Origin of the sequence: Tautonia rosea (assembly GCF_012958305.1) — a bacterium.
GTDB lineage: Bacteria > Planctomycetota > Planctomycetia > Isosphaerales > Isosphaeraceae > Tautonia > Tautonia rosea.
Genome location: NZ_JABBYO010000005.1, coordinates 359,357 through 376,239, shown reverse-complemented (window position 1 = coordinate 376,239; position 16,883 = coordinate 359,357). Strand labels below are relative to the sequence as shown.

At 58.7% G+C, this 16,883-nt stretch carries 9 protein-coding genes; 1 reads left to right on the top strand and 8 read right to left on the bottom strand.

All coding sequences use genetic code 11. The features are described 5' to 3' along the window. Positions 1–28 precede the first annotated feature (28 nt). The 8 genes from HG800_RS11170 to HG800_RS11135 form a co-directional block, all read right to left on the bottom strand. Complete coding sequence (locus tag HG800_RS11170) at positions 29–1,234, bottom strand: carbon-nitrogen hydrolase family protein (protein WP_169976695.1); 1,206 nt, start codon at positions 1,232–1,234, stop codon at positions 29–31. Between the two features lie 133 nt (positions 1,235–1,367). Further along, positions 1,368–2,783: a Gfo/Idh/MocA family protein gene (locus tag HG800_RS11165; RefSeq protein WP_169976694.1), complete on the bottom strand. Its 1,416-nt coding sequence runs from the start codon at positions 2,781–2,783 to the stop codon at positions 1,368–1,370. Positions 2,784–2,896: 113 nt separating this feature from the next. Beyond that, on the bottom strand, positions 2,897–3,784 hold the full coding sequence (locus tag HG800_RS11160) for a PIG-L deacetylase family protein (RefSeq protein WP_169976693.1): 888 nt from the start codon (positions 3,782–3,784) through the stop codon (positions 2,897–2,899). 151 nt (positions 3,785–3,935) lie between these two features. Continuing rightward, entirely contained in the window at positions 3,936–4,745 is an 810-nt protein-coding gene (locus HG800_RS11155) for a glycerophosphodiester phosphodiesterase (protein ID WP_169976692.1), read from the bottom strand. Between the two features lie 58 nt (positions 4,746–4,803). After that, on the bottom strand, positions 4,804–7,284 hold the full coding sequence (locus HG800_RS11150) for a penicillin acylase family protein (protein ID WP_206352215.1): 2,481 nt from the start codon (positions 7,282–7,284) through the stop codon (positions 4,804–4,806). A 57-nt stretch (positions 7,285–7,341) separates the two neighbouring features. Beyond that, a complete protein-coding gene (locus HG800_RS11145; protein WP_169976691.1) occupies positions 7,342–9,549 on the bottom strand; it encodes an SGNH/GDSL hydrolase family protein in 2,208 nt (735 codons plus the stop codon). Between the two features lie 225 nt (positions 9,550–9,774). Further along, a complete protein-coding gene (locus HG800_RS11140; RefSeq protein WP_169976690.1) occupies positions 9,775–13,470 on the bottom strand; it encodes a tetratricopeptide repeat protein in 3,696 nt (1,231 codons plus the stop codon). Then, on the bottom strand, positions 13,467–14,057 hold the full coding sequence (locus HG800_RS11135) for a sigma-70 family RNA polymerase sigma factor (RefSeq protein ID WP_169976689.1): 591 nt from the start codon (positions 14,055–14,057) through the stop codon (positions 13,467–13,469). The genes HG800_RS11140 and HG800_RS11135 overlap by 4 nt, the downstream gene beginning before the upstream one ends. A 345-nt stretch (positions 14,058–14,402) precedes the next feature. Here HG800_RS11135 and HG800_RS11130 point away from each other — a divergent pair, with 345 nt between their 5' ends. Next, positions 14,403–16,541, top strand: a complete 2,139-nt coding sequence (locus tag HG800_RS11130) for a hypothetical protein (protein WP_169976688.1) — start codon at positions 14,403–14,405, stop codon at positions 16,539–16,541. The last annotated feature ends 342 nt before the right edge of the window (positions 16,542–16,883 follow it).

Sequence of the window (16,883 nt, the reverse complement as noted above, 5' to 3'; positions counted from 1 at the left end):
TAGTTCGGTATCAGCGGTTGGATGGGGATTATTGTTTCCGAAGATCATTTAAATACTTCTGGGCAGCGCGATCAATCCAGGACGTGCGACACTCGATGCAAAGCTGCTCAAAGATGCGGATCGCTTCCTCAGTGCGGCCAAGGGCAACGGCGTCGTTGAAGCGCGACTCGCCGGTGGTCAACACGGTTGCCATAATTCGGATGGCTTCCTCGGTTGTCACATTGGACTGGACCTTCTCAAGGACCGGAGGCCTGGGGTCGGTCAAGATCTTGTAAGCCCCGGGAACACGCTCCCGAAAGAGCCGACCACGCATATCTGCCTGAAGGTTCATGGCATCGCCAGCCTCTCGTCCAGTGGAAGGGTCAATGTCGGCAACCGCAAGTGAGTCGGGACCCTCTGCTGTGGCGAGGATCGTTCCTGTGGGAGCAATGATCATACTTCCCTCACCGCGGTTGGCCACGACCAGGTAAATGAAGTTTTCCACGGCCCGTGTGCGAAACGCAGCAAGGCTCACGTCTTCGTCACCGATGGCCGCACCGCCGAGCGTCAGATGAAACACAAGATCGGCTCCCTGGAGGGCAAGACAACGCGCCGCCTCGGGGAAGACCATGTCATAACAGATCAACATGCCCACGGTGCCCATGTCCGGAGTCAAAAACACCGGGAAACTCTCACCTCGTGACCGCGATTGCTCAGCCATGGTTAGATTGACCTTGCGATAGCGTCCGATTTCGTTGCCGTCTCTCCCGAGGAAAAACGACATGTTGTACAGGTTGCCGTCCGTGTCGATCGTGTCGTTACAGAGCACCAGATACATCTGATGCGATGAGGCCGCATCGCCGAGTTTTGCGAGCATCCGAGCCACCGCGGTGGGAAGCACCTGATCGAGTTTCTCTGGGTTGGCCGCCTCCCAGTTGAGAAGTCCAAGGGTGTCTTCGGGAAACGCCAGGACATCACAACCCTTGGAACCGGCCAGGTGAACGAGTTGCTCCAATTCCTCGATCGAACGGTCAACCTGATCAAGAGCTTCCAAAGGGCTCAGCAGGAAATCGATCGTCCGATTCCGTGGTTGAGCTGCGGCCACCCGGATCAATGACGTGTGTGTCGAAGGACGCTCCTCGGTTGTCGCCGAAGCAATGACGCTTGGGTCTGGCGAGGTCAGCAGGAGGGCCGCTGCCAGAACATGAAAGGAGATTCGAAACGCGTTTCTCTGAATGCGAATCATAGGGTTCATGGGAACTCCTGTGTGCGAGGGACGCGGTTCAGTTAAGTTCGCCTGGTCTCTTGAACCAGGTTTGATCGACTGAGTGGAGGACCTCCAATCATCGCCCCTGAGGGTTTCTCAGCGGAACTGCCGATTCAGGCTGTCACAGCTCATGCGCCTCTGGAACGACGAACGGGGTACGATACTCCCGAGAAAGAAGGACGTTGGCCTCTGAGGAGTCCGTAAACCGCTCTTGATCGGAATCGATCGACAGGAGCGGCCCCAGTGTGAGTTGGGTCGCGTCGAGATCGATCTCGTTGTCTCGAAGGTGGTTGACCATTCGATCAAACGTCTGGGCGACTTCGTCATGCAGTCCGTAATCCTCGAGCTGGTCGGCGATCTCTTGAGGAGGCCTATTCGTCCCGAGCCGGTACGAGAGATTGCCGACATGGCAAAGCGCACTCGACAGGTGGCCTTCCAGAATGTCGGCGTTCAATTCCTCTCGTCGACCGTTGCGTACAGCCTCAACGAAATTGACGAAGTGATTTTCTGACGGACCCTCAAACGTCTGAACCAGATTTCCATCAGGGTCGAATAGGGACGATCCGGCTAGAAAACCCTCGGTACCGTGGATGATCGATCCGGCCTGGAAAATGGAACTGAAGGGGTCGGTCTTCAGCCCCCGGACTTCCTGAACGATCGTTTTCGTTTCAAACTGATGGACAACAAGTTGAGTGTTCGGTGTTTCTCCAGCATCCTCGTAACCAAGCCTACCACCAACACTGAGCACCAGGTTTCCCAGGCCAGAGAGACCCATGATCCACCGACAGATGTCGATATAGTGAATATTGTTGTTCCCGAGTTCACCGTTGCCCGTGTTCCAGTTCCAGTGCCAGTCGTAGTGCAATCTCGGGCGAGTCAGGGGTTCATTGGCCGCAGGACCCAGGAACAGGTTGTAGTCTATCTGCTCTGGTACCTCGTAAATTCCTCGCGGACCGATGCTGCTTCGCTGGCCATAAATGATGGTTCGGGCGAACGTAACATCGCCGAGTTTGCCGTCTCGGAGATAGGCCGCGGCGGCAGCCAGGGCACCACTGGAGCGATTTTGAGTTCCTGCCTGACAGAGCCGCCCCGTCTTTTGAGCTACCTGAACCATGCGCCGGCCCTCGCAAACCGTGTGGGTGACCGGCTTTTCAACATAAACATGCTTTCCTGACTGCATGGCCCAAATGGCGGCCAGTGCATGCCAGTGATTCGGTGTTGCGATCGAGACGGTGTCCACGTGGGAATCGTCGAAAATTACACGAAGGTCCTGAACTACCATGGGACGGCGTCCTTGGTCCTTCTCGACAGTCTCTGCGAGCTCCTCCGCAAGCACCCGATCGGGATCGCACACATAGGCAATTTCGACTCCATTCTGCCGCCCGAACTGAGAGGCATGGACCCGACCTCGGATGCGACAACCAATCACCGCATGTCGAATGGTGTCATTGGGAGTGGTCGGTGTTGCCTGCTGAGCACTGAGCCGAGGTTCCCGAGGTCCCGTCGCAAGGCTCGATACCGCTGCTGCGGCAATCATCGATTCTTCAAAGAATTTTCGCCGATTCGTTCGTGACATGGAATTCACCGAGTCTGCATGGTGCGACGAGTGTTTGCCCGCCGAAGTGGTTTCAAGGCACCTTTAACGCCGCCTCACGATCCTTCGGGAAGATCGACCCATCGTTTCCGGTCAATAGATGCAACTGGATCGGAACTGCGGGGCAGAAATGGGAATAGCCTGGCTCGTGCCTCTCTGTCGAGCAGAGCCCCAAATTCCGAAACCTCAAATGCCTCAATGTACCGGACCCGTTTCCCCTCGACGTCACCATAGGTACGGATCACCAGATCACGATAACGATCTGCGAGCGGTGCAATGCGCTGTCGAAAGCGATCGGCGAGCCAGTTCTTCCGAGCCTCCTCCCCGGTTGGCACCTCCTCCGGATGACCAGCATTGTAGGGAAGCCATTCGTAGAATTGCGATTGGTGACAATGCAGCATGGCCACAATCAGATCGAGTTTCTCCTCGATGTTCACCACGAGATGCGGCTCGAAGCGACACGGTCGGGTGAAGGCGTCGGAGAATGAGAGGATTACTGGCGATTGCCTCAGGTGAGGCACGTCGGGACAGATTGCAGGAACGGTAAGGAGATAGGAAGCGTCTTGCACAAGCAAGCCAGTAACGCGATGGTCAGGATGGTAGTCAGTGGTGCGATGCGTGATGATCAGATCGGGACGAAACGACCGAATCAGTCGAATCACCTGATGCCGAAGCTCCAGACGGTCATCGAGTTCGCCATCAGGATGGTCAAGAACCTCATACGATGCCCCAATGAGAGCCGCTGCAGCCTGAGCCTCTGCCTTCCGTCGCGTCACCAACTCCGGTCCTGCCATCTCATGGTGTCCCGCCCGACCATCGGAGAGGCTCACCATTCTCACCACAAATCCCAGGTCAGTCCACATGGCCGCTGTGCCGCCAGCTTTGATGTCCGCGTCATCGGGATGAGCGCCGATGAGCATAATGCGTGGAGGGTGATCGGCCATCGACAACCTCTTTCATGTCGGGAACGGTCGGGAGAATCGCGTCAGCTTGAAACCAGTCGAACCGAGGAGGATCTCCGTCTCGGAGCCAGGGATGATCTCGTCGAGGCTCGGGGTTTCTGGCTGACCCAATCGCAGGTGGTGTGATGGCTCATCATGGAGTCGTCCGAAACGTCTTCCGAAACTGGAGAGGGAAGTCCGTCAGCACCGCATCTACACCCGAACGAGCAGCCTCGCGCCAGTTGACCGATTCGAATCCCGCCACCTTTGGACCTGCAATGAACACGCGTTTGGAACGTGCATGGGCACGATCGATCTCAGCCGCCGAGGGAATGGCACGAACGTAGATCCAGTCCGAACAAGGATCCACCAAAGCAGCCTCGAATTGCTCGGGGGATTCTGACAAAACGGCGGGATGAGCTTTCGAATCGGCCTGACGAATCCGACGACGTAAGTCGGGGTTCTCAATTGTCAGGCCAATGAACACAAGACGATCGAGCACCCCGACCCGCCTAGCCAGCCCGACCACATCATCAGCCATCGACGTATCGTCGACTTTCAGGTCAACGGCGACCAGGATTCCAGACCCTCGATCCCCTTTTAGGAGGGAAAGCACGTCTTCAAGGGTTGGGACTGTCTCTCCCGAGAACACAGGATCGAACCACGAGCCCGCATCGAGCGTTTTGAGTTGTTGGACCGATCGATCGTCAATCGATCCGAGACCGTTGGTGGTACGATCAACGGTGGCATCGTGAAGACAGACAAGGGTCCCGTCTCCGGCTCGTCGAACGTCGAGTTCGAATCCGATCCGCAATTCGATGCAAGCCTGAAACCCTGCCATTGAGTTTTCCGGCGCATAGTGCAATAGCCCACGGTGACCTATGGGAATCGGAGTCTTTGTCGGATCGAAGTCAAGCGGAATCAGTCCAAGGACCAAGAGAAGGCTGATCAGCGCGTTCATCATGAAGGGGTCTCTCCTGACGTTCGGAAGGTCGCGGGAATTCGCGAAACTTCCCAGAAGTTCAAGGTGATTCAGCCTGCTTCGTTCCAGGAGTCGGGAAAAGTTGCAAGGTCGCCTCGGTCACAGCCTCGACTCCGGATCGAGACGAGATCACCGGAAAGACACGTCCCTTCGACCACGGTTCGAGCAGGTCGTCGTAATGTGAGCTTCCCGGGTCGCCAGACTGCCCCGGAGCATTCGTGCCCAGCGATCGATCCCAGTCGCCCACCACGGCAATCATCCGAAACGAAGCACCGGACGCCTGGTTTTCGGCATCGGAGGTGTTATTCACCGTACTTGCGTTTCCACCTCTGGCACGGGGCTCAGGATCAAGTTGAGCACGAGTCGCCTTATCAACCGCTCGGCTCAATGCATGGTGCAACTGAATGTGTTTCAGATCGACTTGTCCATATTGCCATTGGTCCATTTGGGTTCCCAATCTCTCCGTCAGCTCGACCTGGGCATGGTGCAGGGCATCGATCAAAATGGCATCGCGGACGGCAACCGGATCAGCCCCGAGTCTCCCATCGGGGGATGTAAGCCAGTGGACGAGTTTCTCTGTCGAAAGAGAACGTGGATGGAGAACCGATCGCACCTCTTTAGGGATCAGCCGTTGCCCGACGGCCTCTTTCAAGTGGGCCTCCCACGTCACATAGATCGCCGCTGAGATCGAGCCTCGATCGAGGACGAAGTCCCACGACATGAGTCGATCGAGCACGTCCCGTGTTCGGTCGTCCTTGGGTTCAAGTCCGCGAAGCAGAGGAACGAGGAGGCGAGCGGGAATGGAGAGTTCATCCTGCTGCAATTGAACCATGTCTCCCAGCGCGAGGAGTCGGCCCGAACTCAACACCTCCGACACTCTCGCAAATCGGAACGGATCGGCCCAAACAAAACCAAGCGCATGAGAATATCCTTGAGGAAGGTTGTTCTGATTGGCCGACCCGATCCAACCTTCGGGGGGGTCGAGTCGATGCGGGAGCTCATCGGCCGGGAGAAACCCTTCCCACTCGAAACGACCATCTCCCGGAACCGGCAGCAGCCCATTCCAGCCTTTCCGGATCGGTGCCAATCCGACCGACTGCCACCCGATGTGACCATCGACATCGGCCCAGACCATGTTTTCCGAGGGTGTCAGCGAGTACCGGCACGCCTTTCGAAATTCCTCCCAGGTCGAGGCCTGATTCATTCGAAGACTGGCCAGGTAGGGGGCTGTACCAACTTCGAGCCAGGCCGCCCGCAACGCATAGGCCCGATGATGCTCATGGTCTTCGTAAAGAACAGGACCATGACGCGTGAATTTCAGGTCAACCGTCGTCTCACCCTCCCCTTTGACGAGGAATGTCTCGGAAAGGACGCGCATCGACTCCCATCCGGATTGATAGCGGTACAGGAGTGGGTTGTCGGGGTTCGTCTCGTAAACATAAAGATCCTCCTGATCGATCGGAAAGATGGTCAGGCCCCAGGCCCCCCGACGATTGTGCCCGATTGAGATGCCTGGCAATGCAGGCTCTCCACCTCCAATCACATCCCAATCTGGTCCGACCAGATGCACCCAGTACCGGAGTGAAGGAATCTGCATCGAGCGGTGAGGATCATTCGCCAGCAACGGATGTCCGGAAAGGGTACGGCCCCCGGCAACAGCCCAGTTGTTACTGCCTAGGAGGCCGGGATCGTTCTCAAGATCTGGAAGAAATGAGGTGGTCGGAAGTCCCTCCTGGTGTTCCGGCACATCGGCCCGCCGGAATTCAGGTTTAACATCCTCGGGTTCAAACCGCACTCCAGAGCGTGAGTCAGCATACCGTTGCAAGATGTCTCGGGAGAACAAGGCCGTATCGATCGTTTCATCTGGGACCAAGGCAGGGAGACCCGGTTTCAGATTTACCAATGCTCGGGCCCGCTCCGAACCTAGCAAGTGAACAAGCTGAGTAAATTGCACCTCCTGCGTAGCGTTACGAAATAGTCCATTGTGCCGAGAGACAACCACCTCGGGTGTCCAGTGGCCTGGAGCGATTCCCAGAATTTGGAAGGGAAGCGGAAGGCGCGATGGTTCTCGGAGGGTGAGGTCGATGTACGCGTTGATCCCCTCTACGAAGGCCAGGATAATCTCGGCCCCTCGGGGGTGATAGTGGGCCAGTTCCGCGGTCATGTCTCCTCGGAATTTCAAGAGACGCGCGCCGATGTCTCCTTGAAGCGCTTTTGGACCCTGAATCTCAGCCACGGTGCCGGTGGCCTGGCGTCGCCAGAGTTCGAGCTGAAAGAGCCGATCTCGCGCCGCGTTGAAGCCCTGAGCGAAGAACAGATCGTGTTCGGTTTGGGCGTAAATATGCGAGATTCCCCATCGGTCCTTGAGGACCTCAACCGGTTGATCAAGCCCTTCGATCACCAGCCGTTCCTCGGCCCCTGATGCGACGTTTCCCACCAACACGAGGACTGAAACCACCAAGACGAAGAACGGTCGACCAGACTTCGTGATCCCGATTCGAGACGGATCGTAAAGATGCACACTTCACCTCGTGGCCCGAGAGATCGTGACGCTGCGAATGAATCCGGCCATAGTGGCTCAGGGCCTCAATACAGATTTCAAAAAGTCCATGATCTGTTCGTTTGATTGTTCCGTCGGACGATGCCCTGGACGGTTTGTCAGGGCCACCTGGTGTTCGAAACCCAGAAGCCGATTCACCGCAACCGTGTGACTTAACGCCCGCCAGCGCTCGGGAGGATCTTCCGAACCTCCGGAAACGAGGAATGGTCGCGGAGCCATCAAAGCGTGCAATTCATGCAGATCGTGACCTTTGCGAACCAGTTGTTCATAAGCGCCGGTCCGAGGACTCTCTGGGGTAATGACGCCTCGGGAGCGGTTCCGACCGGCTTCCCACCCCAGATACCACGGCTCCCAGTAGTTGACGTTGGGACGCGACTCGTCGAAGACGATCCCGGGGTCCGACCAGACCCCACACGCAAAGGCCTCGTGCAGGCACGATGCAAACAAGGCCCACTTCCCGCCGTAGGAATGTCCCATGACTCCGATCCGATCCGGGTCAATCTCCGGCATCCTTGCCATCGCGTTCGAGGCATTCGCGGCCATGAATGCAAGGTACGAAAGGGGTTGCACTCCGAGCCGTCCCGCCTCCGGGATCACCGCACTCGGGTCGATTCCAAGCGAGAGAGCAACGAAGCCGGAGTTCGCGAGGTCCCGAGCGAATGCGAGCACAGGGTTTCCCTCGCCGATGGCGGTTTCTGGTTCGTAGAAGACGACCAGCATGGCCGGGAATGGTCCATCACCCTCCGGAATCAGCAGATAGCCATCCAGTGTGCGACCCTCGGGGGCGACCTCGATCCGAACCTGACGTTGCTCGAAGCCTTCTTGGGTTTCCGTCCCAAGCGTTTCCGTTGCTGGCTCATCGAGCAACGCGGGCCACTGTCCCATGATCCCGTGCCAGGTGGAGAGAATCTCGCGTCTCCGCTCCAGCCAATCCGTCGCGTTTTGCACGGTTCGACCATCGGAAAATTCAAGGGGAGAGGAATACGTTCCGTCGTCCCCGAGAAACGCTATAGGGGGATGAAAGGAGTCTTGCAACGTCCTGGGGACCTCGACCGGCCCTGTTGCGGTGCGCTCGCAAGTCTCGACCGGCTCGGGAGTCGCCAAGAGGGGCTGAAGGACCGACTCGAAGACGTCTGCCATCCGAAGAAAGCCGAGGTCCGTCGGATGCGACCCATCGACCGTCGCCTCACCGTCCTCCCCAAGCTGTGGATCGCCAGCCAAGTAAGTCAGCCCCTTCACCCCTGAAGCGACTAGGCGATCGTACGCCGCTCGAAGCGCCGCACGTGAGGATCGGTTCCGTTCCCACTGTCCTGCGACGAGGCGAGCGTTCGTGTAGGTACGGTCTTCGGCCAGGACGATCGGCGTTTCGGGTCGCGCACTGCGAAGGGACCGGACAAACGGCTCAACGCGGGCTTCGATCTCTTCCGCAACCATATTCGGTAGACAGTCGAGCACATAAAGCGCCGGATCAAGCTCGGCGAGCAGATCGGCGAGTTCCGCTTCCATCTTTCCATTGCCGGAGAAGCCGAGGTTGATCACCGGACGATTGAACCGACGTCCGAGAATCGCTGTATGAACCATCCCCGGCCGAGAGGCACAGCCTCCCTGGGTGATCGATGTCCCGTAGACAACGATTGGTTTCTCCTGACCCTCGGCCCTCGGTGTCGCCTTGGCAAGAGTCGCTCCTTCGGGCAAGCCAATTTCCACTGACGCCACTCCGTTGTAGAGCGGCAAATAAAGCAGATATTCGCGAGCCTCACCTGTCAGTCCCGATGCTAGCGTGACCGTGTTCGTCACCTCACTGGGAAAACCGACACCAACCCAACACCACTGGTCGTCAAGCTTGGCGTAGAGGTCCAGACCACTGACACCCGTCGCGGGCATGTGAGGCATGGCCAGTCGATCTGAGGTCAGAGTCCAGCGGGCCCGGATCGTCTCTGCGTCCGTTTTGAATCGGACACACAGCCCTGCTGCATGACGGCTCAAGCTCCAGACCGGGTCACGGACGACTCCTTCCGCGTGCGCCGGGAGCCGGTCGAACGGCGCCTTGGTCTCGGTCCATCCCTGGCCCTCGAGGCCGAGGAGCTGAACCTTGTACCAGAGTGTCGGATCATCCTGCCGAACCGTCGCGTGGCTTGGGTCGATCTGATCCGAGGCGACCAACGAATATCCTGGCGTTAACTGAGCGACCAGAGCAACCAGGAACCACCTACTCCAATGGCTCATCTGCGAAATCCTCCGAACGCGGGACGACGATCACGCCTCTCAAGCGACTCACACAAGCGAGACGATCGCCATCCGAGTCTCCGATGAATTCCCCTCATGATCACGCGGTTGGCCCCGCCATGCAAGGATCGGCACAGGCCCTCGTCGCGCGAACGAACGACTTACGAAATCCAGGAACCCGGTTGAACCAATAGTGTATCAGCACGCTTTGAAGTTGACGTTTTCCTACTTGATTGCGGTAATGCGAAGCAAGGAGTCGACCTCGAACCAGAGTTTCTGACAGGTGGCCTGGAGGTCGTGCGAGAGGGACGACAACGCTTCCTCACCACGGATGGATGCGAGATCGGGGTCCACCTTCCAGTGGTTGAGCATGGGCATCAGTCGATCTCGGTACGTCTCGGGATCGTCACTAAGCCCTTGCCTCCAGGCTTCCAGATCGGCGAGTAACCAGTCAATCGCCCATTGACGCAACTCGGCACGTTCTTCGGAAGTCGGAGGAGGGGTGTCGTTACTTGTCCCGCTTGCACACAACAAAGCAGTGCATGCCGCATTATAGCGATGATGATTAAAAACATTCTCAGCCATTCCTGGTGATCGATCGAAGGCGATGCGATAGCTCCGAGCCGAAGCGGCATGAAGGGACTTCCGGGAACACAGCCGGGCCACGTCAAGCCAGGAACTCTCCGGTTCGCAATCCCCACGAAGGATGGAGGGAAGTTGTTTGTCAAGTTCGAGAAAGCGACGACATTCCTCAACCCATCGAGCCGAGTCAATGCGCCATCCTGGCTTCATAGAACCCAGACGGTGCCCTGTCTCAAGAAACTCAATCGCTTCGGCAAACTCGTTCTGATCGCGAAGAATGAGGCCCATGTTCCAGTGGGCTTCCGCCAACTCCGGGTCGATCTTCAACGCATCTCGATAAATTTCGAGTGCGTCGTCCGTCCTTCCAAGCCGGGACAAGCTGCTGCCAAGGCCAACGAGTGTGACGGTCGACTTGGGATCAATCGTCAACGCCCTCTCGTAGGACTCGATGGCCGACTCGTGCCGGCCCATCGCTCTCAACACGTTGCCCTGGTTGAAGTGGATCGCCAAGAGGTTTGGTTCAAGCGTGATCGCTGTTTGGTAGGATTCGAGCGCCTCTTCGTATCTCCCCAATGATTTCAACGCATTTCCAAGATTCACATGAGCGGGAGTGAGATCTGGGTTCTGTTCGAGTGCTCGATGATACGCGTCGACTGCTGCTTCAGGACGGCCAAGCGATTCCAGAGAGATACCAAGATGGTTCCACGCCTTTGGGTTGTGCGAATCGATCGCCAGAGACTGATGAAGGGCTTGGATCGCTTCCTCATGGCGGCCAAGAGTTCCCAGGGCACGGCCTAGATTATAGGAAGCCGTACCATTCTTGGCGTTCATGATCATTGCGGTTAGGTATGCTGCAACGGCTTCGTCCGGATGGCCAGCGTCGTGAAGGGCGAGCCCGAGGTTATTGTGCAAATTCGAATCATTGGGAGCGTCATCAAGGGCCTTCCGGTAGGCCGAGATCGCACGATCGAGGGTTCTGCGAGCCTCCGCAGTCCGGCCCTCAGCCTTGAACACTCTGCCCAGGCAGCCGAGATGCCTCGGTTCGTCAGGTCGAAGGCGGATGAGGTCCTGAAACAGGGTGATTGCTTCGGCCTCCCGCCCTCGATCTGCGAGGAGGTCTGCCAGCGCATGCGCCGAGTCCGGTCGGATCGCCCGAGCGACCGAGTAATAGCGAATCGCCTCCTCCCATCGCGAGGGATGATGATGTTGCAGGTGCCTCGCCAGATCAAAGTTTGCCCAGAGATCCGATGGGTTTCGATCGACGGTTCGTCGCAACAATACGGTGGCCTCGTCATCTGCATCGACTTCCACCAGCGCTTCGGCCAGCAACAGTGAGCTCGGAACCGGCAGGTGATTGCGTCCGGTGTCGTCAACCACCTCACGCAGTTCTGCAAGTCGATCCTCTTTTCGGGGAATCCTCAGCGTATCACGGATTCGATTGCGATCGGGGTTCGGGTCGATCGCCATCGTCAGTTCCAGCAAGCGTGTTCGCCGATCAGGGTCGGAGTCGAGACGATGACAGATAATGCTCCAGTCGTCGAGAAATCCAGCGATCTGCAGCGTGATTTGTTGAGGCCGACCTTTGAATAGTTCAGAAAGGTCCTCCAACGGCATCGAGTCGATGTCCGCGCCAAATCGACGAAGGGCGGCCGCATAGCGATCGTTGATCTCAGAGAGCCCTTCGGCTTCCCGAGCGAGTCGGATGTCAGCCAAGTCATCCAGGAGTCGTTGAACGTTCTGTGCTTCAAGGGCAGCCGCCTCAATTGTCGCAGCCAGGTTTCGAATCTGGCGGGCGCGTCCCGAGTCGGGCAGATCGCTCACATCACTTTGTGCTCGGCGAGCAACAGCGAGCGCGGTCTCCCATCCGGTCATTTCAGTCGGAAACGCTCGGGCTCGATCATAGAGAACCCGGACTCCCAGCAGGGTACGGTCCAGCCTGACGCGCTGGGAGGCTGCCTGACGAGCGTGCCAGATGCCAACTCCTGTGCCCAGCACCAGCACGGCAAACGTGATTCCCGCGACGGTCGTCACCATCGTCCGATGCCGTTGCAACCAACGGTGGGCACGACTCCAGGCTGCTTCCCGATAGGCGGAGACAGGTTCACCAGCCAGCCATCGATTAAGTTCGTCAGTCAGGGCCTCCACCGATTCGTATCGGTCCTCGACCCTCAGAGCCATGGCTTTCCTGCAGATCGCGTCGAGGGCTTTCGGGACCGTTGGGTCGATCGATCGCGGACTGGGGATTCGTCCCTGGCCGATTCGCTCGATGGCTTCCATCGCCGAGGCAGCCTCGACCGGCGCGCGGCCCGTCAGAAGACTGTACAGCGTCGCTCCTAACCCATAGATATCACTGGCTGGTACGATCTGATGCGGCTGTCCAGTGGCTTGCTCCGGACTCATATAGGCCGGAGTCCCGAGAATCTCGCCGGTTTCGGTTTCGTCGAATGCCTGGTCAACCAGGGGAGTCGTCACCGTTCCGTCGCTGTCTTCCAGGTCTTCTTCGGTGGTCATTCGCTTGGCCAGTCCCCAATCGACGACGAGTGTCTCACCGAATGGGCCCAGCATGATGTTTGCCGGTTTGAGATCCCGATGGATCACGCCTCGGCTGTGGGCGTAGGCAATCGCATCGCAGGCGGAGAGAAATCGGCCGAGCAGTTCCCGCAAGCGTAACGGGCGGTCCGATGGATCCCTTCGTCCACCTGGCTTCTCGTACTCGTCAGCAAGCGCCTCCTTCAAGCTCTTGCCCTCGATAAACCGCATGGCATAGTAGGGCCGACCAAGCTCGTCTCGGCCGAGGCTATAGACCGGGACAATGCCAGGATGCTGCAACCTCCCGGTGATTCGGGCCTCGCGCTCGAACCGTTTCCGGCTGGTTTCCCGGTCTGCGTATCGATCGCGGATTTGCTTCAGCGCGACCTCACGGTCGAGCTCGTGGTCGTGCGCCCGATACACCACGCCAAGGCCACCGCGATTGTGCCACTGACGGACCGTGTAGCGCGGCTCCGATGCGGCCACCCAGGCTTCGACATCCGGGGCCAGTTCGCGCTCGTCCTGGTTCCGAAAGAGGTCGAGGAGCGTATCACTGTCTCCGTCGAAAAAGCGGTCCACATAGTCTTCAGACGTAGGAGCTTCCCCCGATCGACGACGATAGGCCAGTTCGACGACCAGCAATTCGCGGATGAGGCTCGATCGATCCGATTCGGGAACCTCGCTCAGATAGTCTTCAATCCTTGGCCGATCCCCTCGCAGCCAGGCCGCCTCGAAGCGGTCGCAACACTCATCGATCCGGTCATCACCCAACAGAGAGCTTCGATCGATCTTGGACGACTCCTCGCTCATGGCTGCACCTCCGAGGCCCACGCCTTTCGGATGCGCTTCAACTTCCGCTCGACCGTTTCCTCGACCACCCCGAGTTGCCCGGCAATCTCCCGATTCGTATACCCTTCCATTTTCAATAACGCGACCGATCGCAGGGAATCATCGCGCAACAGGTCGAGCAGCCTCCGACACTCATCGGCCACCTGGGCGGCCAGTTCCGGGGTCGGCTCAGTCCCGAGAACTCCAGCCAGGTCGTTCTCGTCAAGATCGGTCAGCCCCAGGATACGACCTGACGTGTCGGGTCGTCGAATCTCTCGGCGCGCGTGGTCGATCGCCTTGCGAACGGTGACAACGAATAAGAGCGACCAGAGGTTCCCTCGATCATCGAGTCGTTCGTACTGACCGAGTTCCGCGCGTCGATACACACTGTCGAAGGCACTCAGGGCCACATCTTCCGCAGCATCGTGTCCATCCGGGAACCCCCGGAGCCTGTCGCGAGCCAGACCGACCAGACGACGAAAATATCGGTCCCAGAGAATGCGGGCCGCGTCGCGATCCCCCTTCCGGAGCTTCTGCAGATAGACGGTGATGGATCCCTCCGATTGCATCGACGTGCCCTCTGAAGCGTCCGTCTCGTCGAGATCAATCAGACAATGGTCATCGCGTTTGCTGCGCCGACAGGTTGGCCATGAGGTCGGGGGGATCACCAAACGAATCGGGACGCAAAAAAAATTCCCGGCAGCGCGCGGGGTTAAACCCGTCCTCCAACGATCCCCTCTTCAGTCGGGGACCCGTTCCTCGTGATTGAACTGTAACCAAGCCGGGAGAATCCAGCAATGATGACGCTCCGACGTCGGTCCTCGTCACAAGGGAAAGACTCTTGGTCCGCGAAGCCCCATCGTCGCTCTCGCGGTTCTCGTCCTCTCGTCGAATCACTTGAGGGGCGGGCCCTCATGGCGGTCTTTACCGTCACGAATACCGATGCCGCGGGCATGGGGTCGCTCCCCTGGGCCGTCTGGGAAGCCAATCTGGCTCCTGGGGCTGACGTGATCGATTTCGATCCGGGCGTCACCGGAACCATCAAGCTCGGTGGCTCAGCTATGAAAATCACCGATGACTTGCAGATTCTCGGGCCTGGTTCGAATCTCCTGACCGTCGACGCGATGGGCCAGAGTCGTGTCTTCCACATCGATGGCGCGACCAACGTGACCATCGCTTCCATTGGGATCAGCGGAGGGTTCGCCAAGGACCTCGGTGGTGGCATCCTGAGCGACAATGCTCAGTTGACCCTCGATCACGTTTCCCTGACCCGAAACACGGTCACCAACCCCGACGGCGTCGCACGTGGTGGTGGAGTGGCGAGCGTCGGCGGACCAGATGCGATTCTCCATGTGATCGACAGCGAGATCACCTTCAATACCGCCGAGGGAAGTGAGGGTGGACGCGAATCGCGGGGCTTCGGGCGAGATGCGAAGGGAGGCGGCATTTATATCGCTGATCTTGGGCAGCTTCATGTGAGCCATTCTCTCGTCTCTTCCAACCGCGCGGAGGGAGGAAACAGCCTCGGGAAAAATCAAAACGAACGGGGCGGATACGCCTCGGGCGGCGGGATTTTCCTCGAACCTCTGACGCAAGCCACGTCGGTCGGATCGACCTACTCCTCGAACCGCGCTCTGGGGGGTGATGGTGCGAAGAATCTCATGGGGGGTCGCGGCGGTCCGGCCCAGGGCGGTGCCATCTATTCAGCCGGGACTCTGGAACTTCTCGACGACGTGTTCGAAGACAACCTGGCGAGCGGTGGCCGTGGCTTCCTGTTCGATTTCGCCGGTCCGCATCGGGGCGGTAATGCGGTGGGAGGAGCCATTCGGGGCGGGTCCGAGTTCCTCGCCGACTCGGTCTCTTTCGTGGGAAACCAGGCACTCGGCGGTGACGCCCAGGAGGGCAACGGCGGAGACGCTCATGGTGGTGGGCTCCATGTGCCGACCTCCCTCGGATCGCCGGCACTAATTTCCTCCAGCACATTCCTGATGAACGAAGCCCACGGCGGTCGCAGTGGCTCACAGGCCGGCTCTCGTGGTGGCGAGGCTCGTGGCGGCGGGATGATCTCCGGGTCAGACACTTTTGTCTCCAATACGACGTTCACCAACAACCTCGTCGAGGGTGGTCAAAGCATCGAGATGAACACGACGGCCGGTGATGGACTCGGGGGCGGCATCTACGTTTTCGGAGAAAACGTCATCTTGACGGGAGGTTCCGTCCTTCAAGAGAACGTCGCACAGGGCGGCTCGGCCCTCGTCCCCAACGCGGATCCCGGCAATGGCAAGGGAGGCGGGCTCTACGCCTCCGGAGTGGTGCAACTCATCTCTGATTCCACCTCCTATCGTGACAACCAGGCTCTCGGAGGTGAGGGCGACCTTGGAGGTACGGCCTCGGGAGGTGGTGTCTTCCTCACCGATTCCTCAGCCACATTCGATTCGTCGAATTTGTTGAGAAATGAGGCGATCGGCGGGATGAACGGAGGGAAGGCCAGGGGAGGGGGCGCTTACAGCGAATACTCTCATCTGACCATCGCTCACAGCCTGATCGAAGCGAACTCCGCGATCGGAGGGTTCTCGACCTTCGGCGGTGGCGGCACGGCGTCTGGCGGGGGCTTGAAGATTCAGAATAACCACTCCTTCCACCTGGACCATGTGGACCTGATCGAGAACAAGGCCCTCGGCGGGAACAACGGGGCCTTTTCGATGGGGGGGCTGGCGGTTGGAGGGGGGCTCAGCATCAGCTCCACTGCCGCTCTCGTGACGATCAACGAGGTCCTCTTCGAAGCCAATGAGGCACGAGGGGGCGATGGCGGATTCGCCGGAGGGAGCGGTTGGGGCGGGGGGCTCAGCGTCTCGAGCTCGAACCTCTTGCTCACCCATGTCGATCTCGAATCAAACCGCGCGTTCGGTGGCCTCGGTACTGTGGTTGGCCACGGTTATGGCGGGGCAATCACCTTCTTCAATCTGGCCTGGGTCGCCATGTTCGACACCCACTTCCATTCGAACTGGGCGACCACCGACGGCGACGATGAATTCGGCACCAATCTCTGGTGACCACAGGGATACGAAGTCGGAACATCCCCCGAATCAGAAGCTCAAACCGAGGAATTCCGACGAATCGACACTTGTGAACGACACTGGACTGGAGCCCCGGAGAGTACGGCTCCCCAGGTCCTGACCCCGACCTCCTCCGGATCCCTTCCTCACCGAGATCAATGGTGGATTGGGGATCCTGAGGAGGCTTTTTTCGAATCGATCTCCTGGCCGCGTGAGAGTTGGCTCGATATCCTGCGCTTCAGAGGGACGTCGGCCGCCATGGAATCCGCGCGTTCGGTGTCCGCAAACTGGCGATCACCCAATCGCCATCAGCCATCCTGACGCTGGAGAGCGCTCCCC

Coding starts and splice junctions, on each gene's coding strand:
- HG800_RS11170 (WP_169976695.1), bottom strand. CDS start 1,234: ATGAACCCTATGATTCGCATTCAGAGAAACGCGTTTCGAATCTCCTTT.
- HG800_RS11165 (WP_169976694.1), bottom strand. CDS start 2,783: ATGATTGCCGCAGCAGCGGTATCGAGCCTTGCGACGGGACCTCGGGAA.
- HG800_RS11160 (WP_169976693.1), bottom strand. CDS start 3,784: ATGGCCGATCACCCTCCACGCATTATGCTCATCGGCGCTCATCCCGAT.
- HG800_RS11155 (WP_169976692.1), bottom strand. CDS start 4,745: ATGATGAACGCGCTGATCAGCCTTCTCTTGGTCCTTGGACTGATTCCG.
- HG800_RS11145 (WP_169976691.1), bottom strand. CDS start 9,549: ATGAGCCATTGGAGTAGGTGGTTCCTGGTTGCTCTGGTCGCTCAGTTA.
- HG800_RS11140 (WP_169976690.1), bottom strand. CDS start 13,470: ATGAGCGAGGAGTCGTCCAAGATCGATCGAAGCTCTCTGTTGGGTGAT.
- HG800_RS11135 (WP_169976689.1), bottom strand. CDS start 14,057: ATGCAATCGGAGGGATCCATCACCGTCTATCTGCAGAAGCTCCGGAAG.
- HG800_RS11130 (WP_169976688.1), top strand. CDS start 14,403: ATGGCGGTCTTTACCGTCACGAATACCGATGCCGCGGGCATGGGGTCG.